Here is a 17,472-nt window from a genome sequence, read left to right as displayed (position 1 = left end):
AAACAGTTCGCAACTGCGAAACGCATGAGGGGATACGCGCATGACGCAGTTCAAAAACAGCTTACCGGGGCTTCTCGCCCTGCTTTGTCTCACCGGGGGGCTATTCGCGGTCGGCGCGGCGCTCGCAGCGCCCGACGCCGCCGTCGTCGCCAACGTCGCCAGTGCCGCTGTAACAGCGTCGGAGCCTGCTCCGGCGCTGTTTTCACATCAGGTTCCGCTGGAGTTGGACGCCGCGGGCACGGCCTGGCTGGGGACCTCCACCGCCCTGGTCCTGCTGATGACCCTGCCGGGTCTGGCGCTCTTCTACGGCGGCATGGTGCGCCGCAAAAACGTAATCGCGACGATCACCCAGTCGGTCGCCGCCTTCGCCGTGGTGTCGCTGACCTGGTTCATCGCGGGCTACACCATCGCCTTCGGCACGAACGGCGACGCCGGGGTCAATCAGTACATCGGCAGCCTGGACGCCCTGTTCCTGAACGGGGTGACGGTCGATACGGCGCACAGCCTGCTGCCGGGCATTCCTGAGTTCCTCTGGGTGTCGTTCCAACTGACCTTCGCCATCATCACCCCGGCGCTGATCACCGGGGCCTTCGCCGAGCGGCTGAAGTACTCGGGCATGCTGCTGTTCACGGCCCTGTGGTCGCTGGTGGTCTATGCGCCGATCGCCCACTGGGTCTGGGGCGGCGGCTTCCTGGGCGCGCAGGGCGTGCTGGACTTCGCCGGCGGCGCGGTGGTGCACGTCAACTCGGGGGTGGCGGGTCTGGTTTGCGCCCTGTTCCTCGGGCCGAGGAAGGGCTACGGCGTCGAGCCCATCACGGCGCACAACCCGGTTCTGACGATGATCGGCGCCTCGCTGCTGCTGGTCGGCTGGATCGGTTTCAACGCCGGTTCGGCGGGGGCGGCCAACGGCCTGATGGGCGCGGCCCTGATCAACACCCTGCTGGCGGCGGCCGCGGCTTCGCTGGCCTGGAAGTTCGTCGAGGTCGTTTACAAGAAGAAGTGGTCGCTGATCGGCGTCCTGTCGGGCGTGGTCGCAGGTCTGGTCGCGATCACGCCGGCTGCGGGCTTTGTCGATCCCAAGGGCGCGGTCATCATCGGCCTGATCGCCGGTCCGGCCTGCTACGTCTCGTCGGTCTGGTTGAAGAAACTGCTCAAGTATGACGACAGCCTGGACGCCTTCGGCCTGCACGGCGCGGGCGGTCTGGTCGGCGCTCTGCTGACGGGCGTCTTTGCCTCGACGGCGATCAACAGCCTGTCGGAAGGGGCCAATATCGGGGCTCAGGCCCTGGGTCTGGTCTGGACCATCCTGTGGAGCGCGGTCGGCACTCTGATCATCCTGCTGATCTGCAAATACACGACGGGCCTGCGCGTCACCGACGAGCAGGAGACGGAAGGCCTGGACGCCCACCTGCACGGCGAAGTGCTGGACGGCGTTTGAGGCGAGGGGGCGGGACGCGGCGCCTCCCCGCCGCGTCCCGCCAGGGATTTAACCTTCGCACAAGGCTCGTCGGTCGCTTTTCATCAACGACTTGCGGGCAGACGTGCGGCAATCAAAAGACAATGAGGGGATATGTCATGAAACTAGCTCTTATCGGCGCCAGCGCGCTGGTTCTGTTCGGCGCGGGCTCGGCCCAGGCGCAGACGCAGCCCGAGGTGGCGTTCAACATCGGCGTGGTCAGCGACTACGTCTTCCGCGGCGCCAGCCAGACCAATGAGGATCCGGCGCTTCAGGGCGGGATCGACGCCACGTTCGGCAGCTTCTACGCCGGAACCTGGGCGTCCATGGTCGACTTCGGGGACGACACCGACGCCGAAATCGATCTTTACGGCGGCTATCGCACCGAGGCGGCGGGCTATGCGCTGGACTTCGGCGTGCTCGGCTATTTCTACGTCAATGAGCCGAGCGGCGCGGACTACAACTTCGTCGAGTTCAAGGCCGCGGCTTCGCGGGCCGTCGGACCGGCGACCCTGGGGGCTGCGGTCTATTATTCGCCGGACTTCTTCGGCGTGGACGACAGCGCGACCTATCTGGAAGCCAACGCCGCCTACGCCCTGGCGGACAAGTGGACGGTCTCGGGCGCGGTCGGCCATCAGTGGCTGGACGTGAGCAGCGACTACGCCACATGGAACCTGGGCGTGGCCTATGCCCTGACGGACAATCTGGCGGTGGACGTGCGCTACCATGACACGGACGTGGACGGACCGCTGACCGACGACCGTTTCGTGGTCGGGCTGAAGGCCAGCTTCTAGGGATCGGCGGGGCGGCGACACGGCGCGACCGGTCGCCGCTTTCCCTAGCGTGATCTTGGCGCCGCCCTCGCAGCGGGCTACGCCTGCGCCTCAATCTTGCTCTTGGGAGAGACGCACATGGACCTTAACGCCGTCACCGATCACATCCGTAACGCCGTTGGCGACAACTCGGGCCTGGGCAAGACCGTCAAGCTGGACCTCGGCGACGTCGGCAAGATCTTCATCGACGGGGCTTCGGTGCCCAACTCGGTGACCAACGAAGACAAGCCTGCTGACGCCACCGTTTCGATGAAATGGGATGACTTCGTCGCCCTGTCGGAAGGCAAGCTGGATCCGATGATGGCCTTCATGCAGGGCAAGCTGAAGATCGCCGGCGACATGATGATCGCCCAGAAGCTGGCGCCGTTGCTGAAGCGCTGATGCGTTTCTGAGCAGTCAGAATTATCACGGCGCGGTCCCCCGGGGCCGCGCCGTTTTGCTGTCGGAGGAGCAGCCTATGAATTTCCAGCCGAGCGAACGCGGCCTGCACTGGCGCGAACGCGTGCGCCGCTTCATGGACGAACAGGTCCTGCCCCGTGAAGCCGAGTACCGCGCCCAGGTTCATGCCGATCCGAAGACCCAGCCGGCGGTGATGGAGGAACTGAAGTCCAGGGCGCAGGCCGAAGGTCTGTGGAACATGTTCCTGCCGGGGGATCACGGCGCGGGCCTGAGCAATCTGGAGTACGCGCCCATCGCGGAGTTGATGGGCCGGGCCCTGTGGTCGGCTGAGGTGTTCAACTGCAACGCCCCTGACACCGGCAACATGGAGGTCCTCCACATGTATGGCGACGCCGCTCAGCAGGAGCGCTGGCTGGCGCCGCTGATGGCGGGCGAGATCCGTTCAGCCTTCCTGATGACCGAGCCCGAGGTTGCCTCGTCGGACGCGACCAACATCCAGACCAGCATCGTCCGTGACGGCGATCACTATGTGATCAACGGGCGTAAATGGTGGTCGACCAATATGGCGCACCCGAACGTCGCCATGACCATCGTCATGGGCAAGACCGATACCGAGGCGGCGACGCACCAGCAGCAGAGCCAGATCATCGTGCCGACGGACACGCCCGGTTTCCGCGTCGAGCGGATGCTGTCGGTGTTTGGCTATGACGAGGCGCCGATCGGCCACGCCGAGGTGGTGCTGGAGAACGTCCGCGTGCCCGCCTCGAACCTGATCGCGGGCGAGGGGCGGGGCTTCGAGATCGCTCAGGGGCGCTTGGGCCCGGGCCGTATTCACCACTGCATGCGCGTGATCGGTGCGGCGGAAAAGGCGCTGGAGCTGATGGTCGAGAGGCTGTTGAGCCGCACCGCCTTCCGCAAGTCCCTGGCCGAGCATTCGGTGTGGGAGCAGCGCGTGGCCGAGGCACGCACCAATATCGAGATGTGCCGCCTGCTGGTGCTGAAAGCCGCCTGGATGATGGACGAGGTCGGGGCCAAGGGCGCCAAGTCGGAGATCGCCCAGATCAAGGTCGCCGCGCCGCGCATGGCCCTGAAGGTCATCGACGACGCCATCCAGGCCTTCGGCGGAGCCGGCGTGTCTGGCGATACGCCTCTGGCTGAGCTTTACGCCACGGTGCGCACGCTTCGGATCGCCGACGGGCCTGACGAGGTGCACAACCGCACCATCGCGCGGCTGGAGTACGCTCTGCACGGCGGTCTGCGTCGCTAAAGATCGGGGCCGTGGCGTTCGCCATGGCCCCTCTTGCTTTACCGCCGACCGCGTCCGTCAATGCCGCTTGTCGGGCCGGAACAGCTGATGCCGGTGGTGCGAGCCGATGCCGCCTTCGGTCACGTCGCTGATGAAGAAATTCTCGCTGTGGCGATGCGGCGGCTCTGAGCCGAAGTGCTGCCGAATCCAGTTGGCGAAGCCGGATTTTCTGACTTCTGGTCTGCTGGATTGGGCTGACGACGGCGTGTCCGGGGCGGACGTCTCCCGGGGGGGCATATGCAGGGGGTTCATCATGATCGACTCTCCCAAAAACTGAGTCATCAACTTGGGAAATCTGCCCTCGTTCCCTCTGCCTAGCTGTCATTCCCGATTACATTTTGGACAGCTTCCAGAGGCACTTCCATGTCCAGCAGTGTCGCTAACCGATGCCGGGCGCGGTTGACGCGGCTCTTGATCGTGCCGACGGCGCAGCCCGAGATTTCGGCCGCCTCCTGGTAGGACAGGCCCACTGCGCCGACCATGACGATCGCCTCGCGGTGTTCTGGGGGAAGGGCGTTCAGCGCCGCTTGCAAGGATCTTAACTCGGCTGTCCATTCCTGGCTGGGTTCCGCCGTCAGGCCGGCTGCGTAGCGACCTTCTTCGTCAAGCACCTCACGACGGCGTTTGGCGGCGCCGGTGTACCAGCTGTTTCGCAAGATGGTGAAAAGCCAGGCGCGCAGATTGCTGCCTGGCTCGAACCGTGTCCGGTGCGCCCAGGCCTTGGTCAGGGTCTCCTGCACCAGGTCGTCAGCGTCCGCCGCATTGCGCGACAGGGAGAAGGCGAAGGCGCGGAGAGAGGGCAGGAAGTTGGTCATCGCATCGCGCCAGTCGACCGGGTCGATAATGCCGACGGGGCGACGGGAGGCGGTACGACGCGGGCCATTGTCCTGCGGCCCGTCAGGCACGCGAACATGGGGCATGCAACGGGAGTCCTGAAGTCTGGGCCGCGCGCCCCCAACGCGGGTCGTGAGTGTCAGAAACGTCGCCTCGTCGCGACCGTTCCGCCGAGGAGCGGGGAGCGGCCCAGCGGAACCGGGTTGCGCCAGCCTGCATTCAAGAGAGCTGGACAAGACTTTCCTTCGAGAGATCAATGACCCAAGCCGTGCGGGCGACGACGATCACTGGACGGGATGTCGAGGTCTATCGGCGGGTGAGAGCTCGCATGCCGGATTTGGCTTCGGGGCTGTCGGCGGAGGATCTGGCCGCCCAGTCCATGCCGGAGGCCAGTCCTGGCAAGTGGCATCTGGCCCATTCCAGCTGGTTCTTTGAGGCGATGATCCTGGCGCGCCGGGCGGGCTATGTTCCCGTTGATGAACGCCTGAACCGGCTGTTCAATTCCTACTATGAGACCCTGGGCGAACGGGTCGAGCGGGGAGAGCGGGGGCTGATGACCCGTCCCTCGCTGGCGGAGGTCATGGCTTATCGCGACGAGATAGACCTTCGCATGGAGGCGCGGCTGGCCGAGGGACTGGACGACGGGTCTGAACGCTATCTGTTCGAGCTGGGCCTGAACCATGAAGAGCAACATCAGGAACTCTTCCTGATGGACCTGCTGAACCTGATGGCGCGTTCGCCGCTGGATCCGGCGGCCTATGAGTTCGAGCCGCGCGCAAAGTCGCTACAAGAGCGGCGCGAGGGGTGGGTTTCGTTCGAAGGCGGGTTGGCGGAGATCGGCGCGGGCGGGGACGGCTTCGCCTTCGACAACGAGAAACCCGTCCATAAGGTCTGGCTGGAGCCCTTCTCGCTGGCCGCCGACCTGACGACCAATGCGGACTGGATCGCCTTCATCGACGACGACGGTTATCGGCGAGCTGAGTTCTGGCTGTCGGACGGCTGGGCGCGTGTGAAGGCGGAGGGCTGGACGTCGCCCCTTTATTGGCGGGAGGAGGCGGCAGGGTGGAGCGTCATGACCCTGGCGGGGCGGCGACCCGTCGATCCAGCCGCGCCGGTGCGCCACGTCAGCTTCTACGAGGCCGACGCCTTTGCACGATGGTCGGGACGGCGGTTGCCGACCGAGGCGGAATGGGAGCAGGCCGCGCGGGCCTCAGCCGGGGCCTTCTCGAACCTGTCGGGCGAGGTCTGGCAATGGGCGGCCAGCGCCTATGCTCCCTATCCGGGGTTCCGTCCGACCGAGGGGACGGCGGCGGAGTACAACGGCAAGTTCATGGCCAATCAGATGGTCCTGCGTGGCGGGGCGTTCGCCACGCCCGAGGAGCATACGCGGCCCAGCTATCGCAACTTCTACTACCCCCATCAGCGCTGGATGTTCGCGGGGGTCCGTCTGGCGGCGGACGGAGCCTTGGTCGAGGAGACGGGCGCGCACGACGCCTTTCGTCAGGACATGATCGACGGCCTGTCGCGCCGGGTGAAGGCTCTGCCGCCCAAGTGGTTTTATGATGCCGAAGGGTCGCGGCTGTTCGAGGAAATCACCCGTCTGTCCGAGTACTATCCCACCCGGCAGGAGGCGGCCTTGCTGCGGCGGGTGGCGCCGGAATGGGCCGAGCGCTTCGGCCCGGACGCGGTGCTGGTCGAGTTGGGCTCTGGGGCCAGCGAGAAGACGCGGATCGTGTTGAACGCGGCACGAGACCTCGCGGCCTACGTCCCGATCGACATCAGCCCGACGGCGCTGAATGAAGCGGCCGAGCGTATTGGCGCCGATTATCCGGGCCTGAGGGTTCTGCCGGTGGTCGGCGACTTCGAGCATCTGGCGCCGCCGCCGGACAAGGCCGGGCAGGGGCGAAGGATCGGCTTTTTCCCGGGATCGACCATCGGCAATCTGACGCCAGAGGCCGCGGTGGCCTTGCTGCGGTCGGCACGGCAGGTGTTAGGCGAAGGGAGCCTGTTCATCCTCGGCGTCGACCTGGTGAAGTCGCCAGAGGTTCTGATTGCGGCCTATGACGACGCCCATGGGGTGACGGCGGCCTTCAACCGCAACCTCCTGGTTCGCGCCAATCGCGACCTGGGCATGGATTTCGAGCCCGAGGCTTTCGACCATGTGGCGCTTTGGAACGCCGAGCATTCGCGGATGGAGATGCACTTGCGGGCCGCCCGGCCGATGACGGTGCGCCTGGGCAAGCTGGCCTTCCGCTTCGGCCAGGGCGAGACCATCTACACCGAGAGTTCGCGCAAGTATGACGAAGCCTCTGTTCGAGCCTTGGCTTCGGCGGGCGGGTGGCGTCTGGAGGCGTTCGAGGTCAGCGCGTCCCCGGCAGTCGCTCTGGCGCTACTGGCGGCGGAAGATTAGGGCGGAGACCAGTAGCGCGTAAAAAAAGCGGCGCGCCGAAGGGCGCGCCGCCTCAATGCATGATGCAGACGATCTCAGCCCTTGGGGGCGTCGTTGTCTGTCTTGCTGCGAGATCCATGCGAGGCCTCGCCGCCCTTGCGGCCCGCCTGGGCGGCCAGGCTGCGGTCCTGAGAGAAGCTGCGCTTCTCGCTGGGGACGCTGGCCCCGCCCTTGCGGGCGATCTCGCGTTGGCGTTCGGGGTCCATCGAGGCGAATCCTCGTTTGGAAACACCCGACCCGCGGGTGGGCTGACCTTCGGCCATCGGTTGTTCCTTTCTAAGACGGCGGCGCTTGGCTGATGAACCCGGTCGGAAGGTCTAGGTTCCGGGGAAGGATGATTTCCTCGTTCGCCGACCCGCGCGACCCACGGCGGATGAGCCGCGCCCGGGACGGGCTCGGAACCCCGGCGGGCGCGGCGGGTTGATCGGCCATCCTCCGAAAGGACTTGAGACATGCCTGATCCCTATGCGTCCACGCCCTCGCCGGAAGACATCGTCAACGGCAGTTCCTACCGTTCGCAGACGCTGGAAGAGGAGGCCGACGCCATTCTGGTGCGTGGCGCCTCGCCAAGGCCCTTGCGGGCGGCGGTGCGCGAAGACGCGGCCGAGGCGAGGGTCTGGGCTGATCGACGCGTCAAACGGGTGCGCGACGCCATCCGGGACGAGCCGATGCGGGCGACGCTCTATGCCTTGGGAATCGGAGTGATCATCGGCCTGCTGGCCGCGCGCTAGATCAGGACGGACCGCTCGCCGGACGGGCGATCGGCGCGCGCGACATGGCCTGATCCGAGACGTAGGGGTTGCTGCGTCGCTCGGCGCCGAAGGTCGAGTGGGGGCCGTGGCCCGGGACGAAGGTCACGTCGTCGCCCAGGGGCCATAGCTTCTGCGTGATGGCGTGCAGCAGGGCGCCGTGGTCGCTACGCGGGAAGTCGGTGCGGCCGATCGAGCCCTGGAACAGGACGTCGCCGACCTGGGCGAAGCGGGCCTCGCGGTTGAAGAAGACGACGTGGCCTGGGGTGTGGCCGGGGCAGTGGACGACCTCCCAGGTCGTTTCGCCCAAGGTCAGGGTCTCGCCGTCGTTCAGGAAGCGCGTCGGGGTGAAGCTGCGCACGTCAGGCAGGCCGTACTTCTGACCCTGGGTGGGAATCAGGTCGATCCAGAACTGGTCCTCGGCCTGGGGGCCGATGATGTCGACGCCGGACTTTTCTTGCATCTCGGCGGCGGCGCCGGCGTGGTCGAGGTGGCCGTGGGTGATCCAGATGGCGTCCAGCGTCAGGCCGCGCCGCGCGATCTCGCCCAGAATCGCATCCACCGAGCCGCCGGGATCAATGACGGCGGCCTTGTTGGTTCTGGTGCACCAGACCGTCGTGCAGTTCTGCTGCAGCGGCGTGACGGGCGTGATGAAGACGCCGATGGGGGCAGGGGACTGGCTCATGGTTCTTCAGATAGCGAGGCGAAGACGCCAAAGGAACCCGCGTGCGTTGACCTTTCCGCCCCTTCTCGACATAAGGGCGGGCTTCGAGGAGCCGCTCCAAAAGGGCGGCCCTATTGCTTTATCCACCGCGCGCCGTCCGGCGTCGCCCCAGAGCGTCAGAATCCCGACCATGCAAGTCGTCGAAAAGTCGAACGAAGGCCTTAGCCGCGTGATCGCGGTGACCATCCCGGTAGCCGAGCTGAACGAAAAGCTCGAAGCGCGCATCAAGGAAGTCGCGCCCCAGATGAAGCTCAAGGGCTTCCGTCCGGGCAAGGTGCCGGCCGCCCACGTCAAGAAGACCTTCGGCCGTGACTTCATGGGCGAAATCATCAACGCCTCGCTGAACGAAACCAGCCAGAAGGCCCTAGACGAAGCCAAGATCCGCCCGGCCGCCCCGGCCGAGATGAAGCTGATCTCGGACATGGACAAGGTCATCGCCGGTCAGGAAGACCTGGCCTATGAAATGTCGCTGGAAGTCATGCCCGACTTCACCCCGGTCGACCCCAAGACCCTGAAGCTGGAGCGTCCGACCTACACCGCTTCGGACGAGGACCTGGACGAAGCCCTGAAGGAACTGGCCTCGCAGGCCAAGACCTACGAAGACAAGACCGGCAAGTCGGTCAAGGCCGCCGAAGGCGACCAGCTGACCATCGACTTCGTCGGCAAGCTGGACGGTGAAGTGTTCGAAGGCGGTTCGGCCGAGGACGCCGACCTGGTGATCGGTTCGAACCGCTTCATCCCGGGCTTCGAAGAGCAGCTGAAGGGCGCCAAGGTCGGCGAAGAGAAGACCATCGAGGTCACCTTCCCGGAAGAATACCAGGCCAAGAACCTGGCCGGCAAAGCCGCCACGTTCGACGTCAAGGTCAAGGCCATCAAGGCCGAAGCCGAAGCCAAGATCGACGACGAGTTCGCTACCCGCATCGGCCTGGAGTCGCTGGACAAGCTGAAAGAGCTGCTGAAGGCCAACCTGGATCAGCAATACGCCGGCGCCGCCCGCTTCAAGCTGAAGCGCGCCCTGCTGGACCAACTGGACGAAGCCCACGACTTCGCCCTGCCGCCGAAGATGGTGGACGCCGAGTTCGAAGGCATCTGGGCCCAGGTGTCGGCTGACAAGGACGCCGGCCGTCTGCCGGAAGACGACGCCAAGAAGTCGGCAGACGAACTGAAGGCCGAGTACAAGAAGATCGCCGAGCGCCGCGTGCGCCTGGGTCTGGTGCTGGCCGAAATCGGTCGCGCCAACAATGTCGGCGTGACGGACCAGGAACTGTCGGGCGCCATCATGGCCGAAGCCCGCAACTACCCGGGTCAGGAAAAGATGGTTCTGGACTTCTATCGCCAGAACCCGAACGCTGCCGCCCAGCTGCGCGCGCCCATCTATGAAGAGAAGGTCGTCGACCTGATCGTCGGCGTCGCCGAGGTCACCGACAAGCCGATCTCGAAGGAAGAGCTGCTGAAGGAAGAAGACGAGGGCTAAGCCCCTCTTCGCCAACTGCAGATGATGAACAGGCCCTCGCGTTTCGGCGCGAGGGCTTTTTCATGGGTTCTGACCAAGAATTAATCTGTGCGTCGCCCGGAGCCTCATTCCGGCCTGCATGCTGATTTCAGTAACGTAACAACGAAATCCGGAGGGCGGTAATGGGTGCAGTGTTCGCAGCGGGCCTGATGAGCATGACGATGATGATCGCGCCTGCCGAACGGGCGCAGTCACAGCAAGCCGATGGAGTCCAGGCCACGACCGAACTTGAGGATGTCTTGGTGCGGGGGCGTCGTCTGGACGAGCAGGTGCGGGGCTTTATTGACGAGGTCTCTGCTCCGCCGGTCGGGCGCGGACCCGCGAGATGGCAGGACAACATCTGTGTCGGCGTGGCCAATCTAAGGGGCGACGCGGCGCAGTACCTCGCGGACCGCGTTTCCGAAGTGGCGACGGAAATCGGCCTCGAACCCGGGGAGCCGGGCTGTCGGCCCAACATCCTGATTATCGGAACGGATGACGGCCCCGCGATGGCGCGGGGGCTGGTCGAGGCCCGTCGCAACGTCTTCTGGCCGGGCGGGTCGGGCATGAGCCGAAGCCGGGCCGCGCTCGAGGCCTTTCAGAGCAATACGGACTCCGTGCGCTGGTGGCATATCAGCGTGCCGGTCGACTCCCAGACGGGTGCGGTCGCCGTCCGGCTGCCCGGAGAGAGTGCGCCGATGGTCGCCAAGACGACGTCCGGTCGCCTGCGCACGACAATCCGGAACGACTTGAGCCGCGTCATCATCATCGTGGATATGGCCCGGGCCGATGGTCTGGATATGCGTCAGATCGCTGACTATGCCGCCATGGTGGCGTTCTCACAGGTCGATCCGGATGCTGACACCCAGGGCTACGATTCCATCCTCAACCTGTTCCGAAATCCGCAGCAGACTCCGGGCCTGAGCGACTGGGATATGGCCTATCTGAGGGCCCTGTATGGCGCCGAGCTCAATCAAGCATCGGCGACGCATCAGGCCGGAGAGATCCAGGGGCTGATGGCGCGGGATCAGAAGCGCGCTCAAGCGGCGGGTCCTGAATCCGATTGAGCGAGCGCAGAAGCAGCCCTCGCGACCCTTGCGCCGTGCGGGTCGGGTGGTGATATCTTGGCGACTAAGGTCGCGGCAGCGAGTCGCGCCGGCAGAATTCGAAAAAGGCCTTCATGCGCGATCCGATCGACTACATCTCCAACAACCTGGTGCCGATGGTGGTGGAGCAATCCAGCCGCGGCGAACGGTCGTTCGACATCTTTTCGCGCCTGCTGCGCGAGCGGATCATCTTCCTGACCGGCCCGTTCGAGGACGGCATGGCCTCGCTGATCTGCGCCCAGCTGCTGTTCCTGGAATCGGAAAACCCGAAGAAGGAAATCAGCATGTACATCAACAGCCCCGGCGGTCAGGTGACCTCGGCGCTCGCGATCTACGACACCATGCAATACATCAAGTCGCCGGTCTCGACCGTGGTCATGGGCATGGCCGCCTCGGCCGGTTCGCTGATCCTGACGGCCGGTGAAGCCGGCCAGCGCATCGCCCTGCCGAACGCGCGGGTCATGGTGCACCAGCCCTCGGGCGGCTTCCGCGGCACGGCCTCGGACATCGAGCGACACGCCGAGGACATCATCGCCACCAAGCGTCGCCTGAACGAGATCTATGTCCACCACACGGGTCGGACCTATGAGGAAGTCGAGCGCACCCTGGACCGCGACCACTTCATGACCGCCGAGGAAGCCAAGGCCTGGGGCATCGTGGACCACGTCTACGACAAGCGCACCGAGGCGGACGCGGACGGCGTCAAGGCCCCCTGAGCCTGAGCTTCAGGACCTGAGATGAGCGAGGCGGGGTCCGGCGACGGGCTCCGCCTCGAATCGTTTCAGGGCGCGTGCTATCAGGCGCTCATGCAGTACACGCGCGATTCCAAAGGCACCGTCGAAGTCGACGGCGACATCTATGAGTGGGAGATCCGCCGACAGCCCCAGCCCAAGTCGGGCGGGCAGTGGGAGGGCATGGCCGTCACCCTGTGCCTGGTCGACTTCAAGCGCGAAGCCATCATCCAGTTCCCGCCGCCGCTGCGCCCCAACGGCCGGCCGGATGTCGAGAAGCAGCGGGTCAACGTCGACGCCGTTCGCAACGCGGTGATCTCGTCGATGGAGGCGGGGTGGAATCCCACCTCGCGCGGCAAGCCCATGGTCTTCGATGTGGACGCCGACGGTCACTGACCGCAACGGCCTCGCGATCAGGGGCGGCCGGTGAAGACGCGGAAGCCCTTTTCCCCGGCGATGGCGATCATCTCGGTGTCGCCGGAGGTGTCGCCGTAGGCGGCGGCCAGCGTCATGTCGTCGCCATAGGCCGCGCGCAGGCGGCGCACCTTTTCCTCGCCTCGGCAGTTCTCTCCCACGAAGGCGCCGGTGACGCGGTCCTGAGTATCAAAGACAAGCTGCGTGCCGAGCAGACCCTCGGCGCCCAGGCGGCGTGCGAAGGGGGCGACGGTCGTTTCGGGCGAGGCGGTGACGATCACGCGGTACGCGCCTTTCTCGCCCCAGGCCTTCCAGCAGGCGAGGGCGTCGGGGCGCATGAAGCGGTCCCAGACCTGATCGGCGTAGCGCTCTGCCTCGGCCTCCAGCGCCGTGCGCTCCAGGCCGTGCAGGAATTCATGCACCGAGGCGGCCTTGATGCGTCCCCGGTCGCGGTCGCTGATGTAGGCGGCCAGGGCCGGCGCCATCTTCGCCAGACCGATCGCCCAGCCCGCCGCGCCCGCCCGCCAGCGCAGGAAGGCGGTGAAGCTGTCGCGAATCGTCAGGGTGCCGTCGAAGTCGAAAGCGACGATCGGACGACCTTCCGGCGAGGACTGGCGAAACGATTGTGCGGCGCCCATGTCAGACATTAGCCGTGATCCCCATAGAAACTGTTCGGTCCGTCCCTGTTCGCGACACTTCAATGCGTTGTCGCGTCGCAACAGGCTTGTGGCGGAACGTGTGATGGGTGATTGTCTTTTTTTGAAGACCTTCGTGCATAGATTCACGGATCAGTTGCGAAGGAAGCGCCTTTCGTCCCATGTCGGGCCGGATCGCGGGAGTGAGAAGGGTCTATGACCAAAGCCGCCGGCACCGACGCCAAAAGCACCCTATATTGCTCGTTCTGCGGAAAGAGCCAGCATGAGGTCCGCAAGCTGATTGCGGGACCGACGGTGTTCATCTGCGATGAATGCGTCGAACTGTGCATGGATATCATCCGCGAAGAGCACAAGATCGCCTTCAAGACGACCAAGGACGGCGTTCCGACTCCGAAGGAGATCCGCGACGTCCTGGACGACTATGTGATCGGGCAGAGCCACGCCAAGAAGGTGCTGAGCGTCGCCGTTCACAACCACTACAAGCGCCTGAACCACGCGACGAAGAACAACGACGTCGAACTGGCCAAGTCGAACATCATGCTGATCGGGCCGACCGGCTCGGGCAAGACGCTGCTGGCCCAGACGCTGGCGCGCATCATCGACGTGCCCTTCACGATGGCCGACGCCACGACCCTGACCGAAGCCGGTTACGTGGGCGAGGATGTTGAGAACATCATCCTGAAGCTGCTGCAGGCCTCGGACTACAACGTCGAGCGGGCCCAGCGGGGCATCGTCTACATCGACGAAATCGACAAGATCTCGCGCAAGTCCGACAACCCGTCGATCACCCGCGACGTGTCGGGCGAGGGCGTGCAGCAGGCCTTGCTGAAGATCATGGAAGGCACTGTCGCCTCCGTGCCTCCGCAAGGCGGCCGCAAGCATCCGCAGCAGGAATTCCTGCAGGTCGACACGGCCAACATCCTGTTCATTGTCGGCGGCGCCTTCGCCGGCCTGGAGAAGGTGATCTCGGCGCGCGGCGAGGGGGCCTCGATCGGCTTCGGCGCCAAGGTCAAGGAGATCGACGAGCGTCGCACTGGCGAGATCCTGAAGCAGGTCGAGCCTGACGATCTGATGCGCTTTGGCCTGATCCCCGAGTTCATCGGCCGTCTGCCGGTTCTGGCGACGCTCGAGGACCTGGACGAGACGGCGCTGATCAAGATCCTGACCGAGCCGAAGAACGCCCTGGTCAAGCAGTACAAGCGCCTGTTCGAGATGGAGAACGTGACGCTGACCTTCACCGACGACGCCCTGTCGGCGGTGGCTAAGAAGGCGATCACCCGCAAGACCGGCGCCCGCGGCCTGCGTTCCATTCTGGAAGGCATCCTGCTGGAGACCATGTTCGAACTGCCGACCTTCGAAGGCGTCGAAGAGGTTGTGGTCAACGCTGAGGTGATCGAGGGCCGCGCCCAGCCGCTGCTGATCTACTCGGAAGCCTCCAAGAAGAAGGCCGACGGCGCCGCCTGAGGCTGACGCCTGTCACAGACGCAGGGGGCGGTCCGGCGACGGGCCGCCCCTTTCGCTTCGTCTCCTGATGAAACGGCGCCACAGGGGGCTTGGGCGCGAAATCGCCGCAAGAACGGCCTGACGGCACGATCTTACCGGGTTCGATGAGAGCGCAGGGCGGGCCGTTCAGCGTCACCGCCATTTCACGCTTCTGTGGGCCTTGCGTCCGCTACGCTTGAACACGGCGTTCGCAGCGCCACATACTCATACGAAAGCCGCCGATAATGGCGGGCTGAGTCGAGACGTCGACGCATTCGCGCCGAGACGGGTCGGTTCAGTGGGCCGGAGATCCACGAAGGCCCTGGAAAGTACGCATCATGACCGAGAGCAAAATCCTCCCCGTCCTGCCGCTGAGAGACATCGTGGTCTTTCCGCACATGGTCGTGCCGCTGTTCGTAGGACGCGAAAAGTCCGTGCGGGCGCTGGACGAGATCATGAAGGGCGACAAGCAGATCCTGCTCGCCACCCAGAAGAACTCCGTCGACGACGATCCCGCGCCCGACGCCATCTATCAGACCGGCGTGCTGGCCACCGTCCTGCAACTGCTGAAGCTGCCCGACGGCACCGTGAAGGTGCTGGTCGAGGGCAAGGGCCGCGCCCACCTGACGCGCTTCACCGACCGTGAGGACTATTACGAGGCCGAGGCCGTCGAGATCGCCGACGAGGAAGGCGACGCCTCGCAGAGCGAAGCCCTGCTGCGCGCAGTGATCGAGCAGTTCGAAAACTATGTGAAGCTGAACAAGAAGGTCCCTCCCGAGGCCCTCAGCTCCATCCCCCAGATCAGCGATCCGTCCAAGCTGGCGGACAGCGTGGCCGCGCACCTGTCGGTGAAGATCATCGACAAGCAGGGCCTGCTGGAAACCATCGCCGTGCCGGCGCGGCTGGAGAAGGTCTATGGCCTGATGGAGGGCGAGATCAGCGTCCTTCAGGTCGAGAAGAAGATCCGCTCGCGCGTGAAGCGCCAGATGGAGAAGACCCAGCGCGAATATTATCTGAACGAGCAGATGAAGGCGATCCAGCGCGAGCTGGGTGAGACCGACGACACGCGCGACGAACTGCTGGAACTCGAAAAGCGCATCCGGAAGACCAAACTGTCCAAGGAAGCGCGCGCCAAGGCCGAGGCGGAGCTGAAGAAGCTGCGCAACATGTCGCCGATGTCGGCGGAATCGACCGTGGTGCGCAACTACCTCGACTGGCTGCTGTCCGTGCCGTGGGGCAAGGCCAAGACCAAGCCCATCGACCTGCAGAAGGCCGAGGACATCCTTGAGGAGGACCACTACGGCCTCGAGAAGGTCAAGGAACGGATCATCGAGTATCTGGCCGTCCAGGCGCGCACTGGCAGCCTGAAGGGCCCGATCCTCTGCCTGGTCGGCCCTCCGGGCGTCGGCAAGACCTCGCTGGCCCAGTCCATCGCCAAGGCGACCGGGCGGGAATACGTCCGCATGTCCCTGGGCGGCGTGCGCGATGAAAGCGAGATCCGCGGCCACCGCCGGACCTATATCGGCTCCATGCCCGGCAAGATCATCCAGTCGATGAAGAAGGCCAAGACGACCAACGCCTTCGTCCTGCTGGACGAGATCGACAAGCTGGGGTCCGACTGGCGCGGCGATCCGTCCTCGGCCCTGCTGGAGGTGCTGGACCCGGCCCAGAACTCGACCTTCGGCGACCACTATCTGGAGGTCGACTACGACCTGTCGCAGGTCATGTTCGTGACCACGGCCAACAGCCTGAACATGCCTCAGCCCCTGATGGACCGGATGGAGATCATCCGGGTCAGCGGCTACACCGAGGACGAGAAGGTCGAGATCGCCAAGCGTCACGTCCTGCCGAAACAGCTCAAGGACCACGGCCTGAAGGAAGGCGAGTTGATCGTCCCGGAAGAGACGATCCGCGACCTGATCCGCTACTACACCCGCGAAGCCGGCGTGCGTTCGCTGGAGCGCGCCCTGGGCGGTCTGGCCCGCAAGGCCGTGCGCGAGATGGCCAAGACCAAGGCCGTATCGATCACCGTGGACGCGGCCAAGCTGGCTGAATATGCGGGCGTCAAGAAGTTCCGCTATGGCGAGACGGACGCCGAGGATCAGGTCGGCATCGTCACCGGCCTGGCCTGGACCGAGTTCGGCGGCGACATCCTGACTATCGAGGCGATCAAGATGCCGGGCCGCGGTCGCATGACCGTGACCGGCAACCTGAAGGAGGTGATGAAGGAGTCGATCTCCGCGGCCGCCTCCTACGTCCGGAGCCGCGCTCTCAGCTTCGGCGTGAAGCCGCCAGTGTTCGAGAAGACCGACATCCACGTCCACGTGCCGGACGGCGCCACGCCCAAGGACGGCCCCTCGGCCGGCGTGGCCATGACCGTGGCCATGGTCTCGGTCCTGACCGGCATCCCGATCCGTAAGGACATCGCCATGACCGGCGAGATCACCCTGCGCGGCCGGGTCACCGCCATCGGCGGCCTGAAGGAGAAGCTGCTGGCGGCGCTGCGCTCCGGCGTGAAGACGGTGCTGATCCCTCAGGAGAACGAGAAGGACCTCGAGGACGTGCCGGCCAATGTGAAGTCGGCGCTGGAGATCGTGCCGATCTCGACCGCCGACGAGGCGCTGAAGTGGGCCCTGACCGGCACGCTGACGCCGGTGGAGTGGGACGAGGCGGCCGAGCCGCTGCTGCCCGCGCCGCAGGCTCCGTCGACGCCGGACGGCGCCGCCGTCAGCCACTAGGTCCGACGACAATCTGATCGACAGCGCGCGGCCCGGGGCAACCCGGGCCGCGTTGCTTTTGACCTCGGCGTCAGGAAGGCCTTAAGTGCGCCCCGGGGAATTT

At 65.3% G+C, this 17,472-nt stretch carries 17 protein-coding genes; 12 read left to right on the top strand and 5 right to left on the bottom strand.

Annotation, left to right across the window (positions count from 1 at the left end; genetic code table 11):
- Nucleotides 1-40 precede the first annotated feature (40 nt).
- From ACFYLW_RS06445 to ACFYLW_RS06430, 4 genes are all read left to right on the top strand, one after another.
- Nucleotides 41-1,438, top strand: a complete 1,398-nt coding sequence (locus tag ACFYLW_RS06445) for an ammonium transporter (RefSeq protein WP_312061893.1) — start codon at nt 41-43, stop codon at nt 1,436-1,438.
- Between the two features lie 137 nt (nt 1,439-1,575).
- Entirely contained in the window at nt 1,576-2,250 is a 675-nt protein-coding gene (locus tag ACFYLW_RS06440) for a TorF family putative porin (protein ID WP_292082915.1), read from the top strand.
- A gap of 117 nt (nt 2,251-2,367) precedes the next feature.
- Nucleotides 2,368-2,670: an SCP2 sterol-binding domain-containing protein gene (locus ACFYLW_RS06435; RefSeq protein WP_312061895.1), complete on the top strand. Its 303-nt coding sequence runs from the start codon at nt 2,368-2,370 to the stop codon at nt 2,668-2,670.
- Between the two features lie 76 nt (nt 2,671-2,746).
- A complete protein-coding gene (locus ACFYLW_RS06430) occupies nt 2,747-3,955 on the top strand; it encodes an acyl-CoA dehydrogenase family protein (protein WP_312061897.1) in 1,209 nt (402 codons plus the stop codon).
- A gap of 57 nt (nt 3,956-4,012) precedes the next feature.
- On the opposite strand, the gene ACFYLW_RS06425 is transcribed toward ACFYLW_RS06430, so the two are convergent.
- The gene (locus tag ACFYLW_RS06425; protein WP_312061899.1) at nt 4,013-4,249 is read right to left on the bottom strand and encodes a hypothetical protein; all 237 of its coding nucleotides are present in this window, start codon (nt 4,247-4,249) and stop codon (nt 4,013-4,015) included.
- A 59-nt stretch (nt 4,250-4,308) separates the two neighbouring features.
- The gene (locus ACFYLW_RS06420) at nt 4,309-4,914 is read right to left on the bottom strand and encodes a sigma-70 family RNA polymerase sigma factor (protein ID WP_312061900.1); all 606 of its coding nucleotides are present in this window, start codon (nt 4,912-4,914) and stop codon (nt 4,309-4,311) included.
- A gap of 170 nt (nt 4,915-5,084) precedes the next feature.
- On the opposite strand from ACFYLW_RS06420, the gene egtB reads away from it, so the two are divergent.
- Nucleotides 5,085-7,238: an ergothioneine biosynthesis protein EgtB gene (egtB, locus tag ACFYLW_RS06415; RefSeq protein ID WP_390182928.1), complete on the top strand. Its 2,154-nt coding sequence runs from the start codon at nt 5,085-5,087 to the stop codon at nt 7,236-7,238.
- A 74-nt stretch (nt 7,239-7,312) separates the two neighbouring features.
- Here egtB and ACFYLW_RS06410 read toward each other — a convergent pair whose 3' ends face one another.
- A complete protein-coding gene (locus ACFYLW_RS06410; protein WP_292082909.1) occupies nt 7,313-7,540 on the bottom strand; it encodes a general stress protein in 228 nt (75 codons plus the stop codon).
- A 189-nt stretch (nt 7,541-7,729) separates the two neighbouring features.
- On the opposite strand from ACFYLW_RS06410, the gene ACFYLW_RS06405 reads away from it, so the two are divergent.
- A complete protein-coding gene (locus ACFYLW_RS06405; RefSeq protein ID WP_292082908.1) occupies nt 7,730-8,008 on the top strand; it encodes a hypothetical protein in 279 nt (92 codons plus the stop codon).
- Nucleotide 8,009: 1 nt separating this feature from the next.
- Here ACFYLW_RS06405 and ACFYLW_RS06400 read toward each other — a convergent pair whose 3' ends face one another.
- Complete coding sequence (locus ACFYLW_RS06400) at nt 8,010-8,711, bottom strand: MBL fold metallo-hydrolase (RefSeq protein ID WP_312061907.1); 702 nt, start codon at nt 8,709-8,711, stop codon at nt 8,010-8,012.
- Nucleotides 8,712-8,880: 169 nt separating this feature from the next.
- On the opposite strand from ACFYLW_RS06400, the gene tig reads away from it, so the two are divergent.
- The 4 genes from tig to ACFYLW_RS06380 all read left to right on the top strand — a co-directional run bounded on the left by tig (nt 8,881) and on the right by ACFYLW_RS06380 (nt 12,475).
- A complete protein-coding gene (gene tig, locus ACFYLW_RS06395; protein ID WP_312061910.1) occupies nt 8,881-10,224 on the top strand; it encodes a trigger factor in 1,344 nt (447 codons plus the stop codon).
- A 161-nt stretch (nt 10,225-10,385) separates the two neighbouring features.
- On the top strand, nt 10,386-11,309 hold the full coding sequence (locus ACFYLW_RS06390) for a hypothetical protein (RefSeq protein ID WP_312061912.1): 924 nt from the start codon (nt 10,386-10,388) through the stop codon (nt 11,307-11,309).
- A 113-nt stretch (nt 11,310-11,422) separates the two neighbouring features.
- The gene (locus ACFYLW_RS06385; protein ID WP_292082903.1) at nt 11,423-12,064 is read left to right on the top strand and encodes an ATP-dependent Clp protease proteolytic subunit; all 642 of its coding nucleotides are present in this window, start codon (nt 11,423-11,425) and stop codon (nt 12,062-12,064) included.
- Nucleotides 12,065-12,154: 90 nt separating this feature from the next.
- Entirely contained in the window at nt 12,155-12,475 is a 321-nt protein-coding gene (locus tag ACFYLW_RS06380; protein ID WP_292082902.1) for a hypothetical protein, read from the top strand.
- 17 nt (nt 12,476-12,492) lie between these two features.
- Here ACFYLW_RS06380 and ACFYLW_RS06375 read toward each other — a convergent pair whose 3' ends face one another.
- Entirely contained in the window at nt 12,493-13,140 is a 648-nt protein-coding gene (locus ACFYLW_RS06375; protein WP_312061915.1) for an HAD-IB family hydrolase, read from the bottom strand.
- Nucleotides 13,141-13,344: 204 nt separating this feature from the next.
- Here ACFYLW_RS06375 and clpX point away from each other — a divergent pair, with 204 nt between their 5' ends.
- Both clpX and lon read left to right on the top strand, forming a co-directional pair.
- Complete coding sequence (gene clpX, locus ACFYLW_RS06370; RefSeq protein WP_207821894.1) at nt 13,345-14,613, top strand: ATP-dependent Clp protease ATP-binding subunit ClpX; 1,269 nt, start codon at nt 13,345-13,347, stop codon at nt 14,611-14,613.
- 356 nt (nt 14,614-14,969) lie between these two features.
- A complete protein-coding gene (gene lon / locus ACFYLW_RS06365) occupies nt 14,970-17,369 on the top strand; it encodes an endopeptidase La (protein ID WP_292082899.1) in 2,400 nt (799 codons plus the stop codon).
- Nucleotides 17,370-17,472: the final 103 nt, after the last annotated feature.

It is taken from the genome of Brevundimonas sp. NPDC007368, from assembly GCF_042869015.1.
GTDB lineage: Bacteria > Pseudomonadota > Alphaproteobacteria > Caulobacterales > Caulobacteraceae > Brevundimonas.
Note: the sequence above shows the minus strand (reverse complement) of the source record. Positions and strands in the feature narration are given on the sequence as shown.